The organism is Dawidia cretensis, assembly GCF_018598175.1.
Taxonomy (GTDB): domain Bacteria; phylum Bacteroidota; class Bacteroidia; order Cytophagales; family Cyclobacteriaceae; genus Ohtaekwangia; species Ohtaekwangia cretensis.
In genome coordinates this window covers 1-1,431 of the sequence record NZ_JAHESE010000080.1, presented here as the reverse complement: position 1 = coordinate 1,431, position 1,431 = coordinate 1, and the positions used below count along the sequence as shown (strand labels likewise).

The following is a 1,431-nucleotide window of genomic DNA, read 5'->3' as shown; positions in this document are numbered from 1 at the left end:
GTTGTACAACAATTTAAAATAACGGTCGTACAGTGCTGCAAAAGCTTGCTGGTCGCTTTGCCGTAGGGCTTCCCATAGCTGCAGCTCGGTCTGGATATCGGCTTGTTTCTGCATGTGCGGGGTTAATGCGGTCAAGTAACATAATAATTTACAAAAGGCAAAATTCGTGCACTAAATCGATTGAATCGCCGCCGCAACGACTGGATCTGCCATTCGTCGTTGCGCTGAGCCGGGTGCGTTTTTGGCCTTGGTAAACCGATTTTCCACACGTATTCCGTGCGTGGGTACCGGGTGGCACGCAGCCTAAACTTTATCCCGCTTACTTTCAAACTTTATCCGCCGCGACGCATCACCGCTGTGCCGTATCGGCCCGCGGCAACGCTTACGGCACCCGTGTGTCGGTTGATGAGAAAGGAAATATGCAGCCCGATTTGAAAGATGCCGCGGTGCGTCAGCCCCCGGCATTGGGTCAGGGTCGCTACCGGCGCTTGCAAAGGGAAACTCCAAATAATACAGTAATATACCAGTACACAGAGTATAATGCAGGCTCCGATAGCATTTCCCAGCGCAGCAATTGTGCTCGACATAACTGTGTATAAGAAGAATACTCCCGAAAACGTAAATTTTTATCCGTTAAACGTAAACGCACTCACCGCCGTTTCCCCGAACTTTCTTATCTATATACCGCACGTGCTGCTATACTACCAGGTCTTTTAAGCGTACCGTTTGTACGGGTACACGGGTGCTGACACACACGGTATAACCTTGCCATGCCAGTGGCAAAAGGTGCCAGGGCTGTGGCTCTTCGCCGATAGTGGCCTGCAGGCCATGCAGCGCAACGGACGACAAGGGTAGTTGTAAGCCGCGGCCATCGGCCTTTAGCACACTCTCCTTTTGCGTCCACCGGTGCAACAAGGCTTCTGAAGGACAGGCGGCGGTAGCCACCGCGCCCCACTCCTGCTGCGAGAAGGCTTGCCGATAGGCTGGCCAGGCAAGCGGGCGCAGATGCTCGATGTCAATGCCCACCGGACCGTGCCGCAACGCGGCGCATATGATCAGGTCGTGGCTGTGCGATAAGCTGAAGGCGGGCGCCGCGGGTATATAGGGTTTTCCATAGAGACTGGTGCGAATGTCCGCAACCGTGACGGACACCTGCAGGTCTCGCAATACCTGCAGGATCAACCATCGGCCCAGCACGTGGCGCGCATAGTGTGACGACTCGACCGCTGGCGGCAACATGCCGGACAAACCCAGGCGCTGCGCCAGCGTTTGAATGGCTTCGGGCGACGTCGAGGTGCGGTTTACACAGGCAACGGTAAGCATGATCGATAGCGATATATAGTGTATATTTTACGACATTATAGGTATATCCAATGGCGCTAGAATGGCGATTTAGTTTAACGGTCAGTAGCGCAACGCAGTTGTTAATAA

The 1,431-nt window shown here is 53.8% G+C and carries 2 protein-coding genes; both read right to left on the bottom strand.

Going from position 1 to position 1,431, the window contains the following annotated elements; genetic code table 11:
• Positions 1-332: 332 nt before the first annotated feature.
• Positions 333-587 carry a hypothetical protein gene (locus tag KK062_RS29760; protein WP_254088034.1) on the bottom strand — a complete coding sequence of 85 codons (255 nt, stop codon included), beginning with the start codon at positions 585-587 and terminating at the stop codon, positions 333-335.
• A gap of 109 nt (positions 588-696) precedes the next feature.
• A complete protein-coding gene (locus KK062_RS29755; RefSeq protein WP_254088033.1) occupies positions 697-1,323 on the bottom strand; it encodes a 4'-phosphopantetheinyl transferase family protein in 627 nt (208 codons plus the stop codon).
• Between the last annotated feature and the right edge of the window lie 108 nt (positions 1,324-1,431).

What these genes read in the sequence shown, in the direction of transcription:
- KK062_RS29760 (WP_254088034.1), bottom strand. Translation starts at nt 587, where the DNA reads ATGTCGAGCACAATTGCTGCGCTGGGAAATGCTATCGGAGCCTGCATT.
- KK062_RS29755 (WP_254088033.1), bottom strand. Translation starts at nt 1,323, where the DNA reads ATGCTTACCGTTGCCTGTGTAAACCGCACCTCGACGTCGCCCGAAGCC.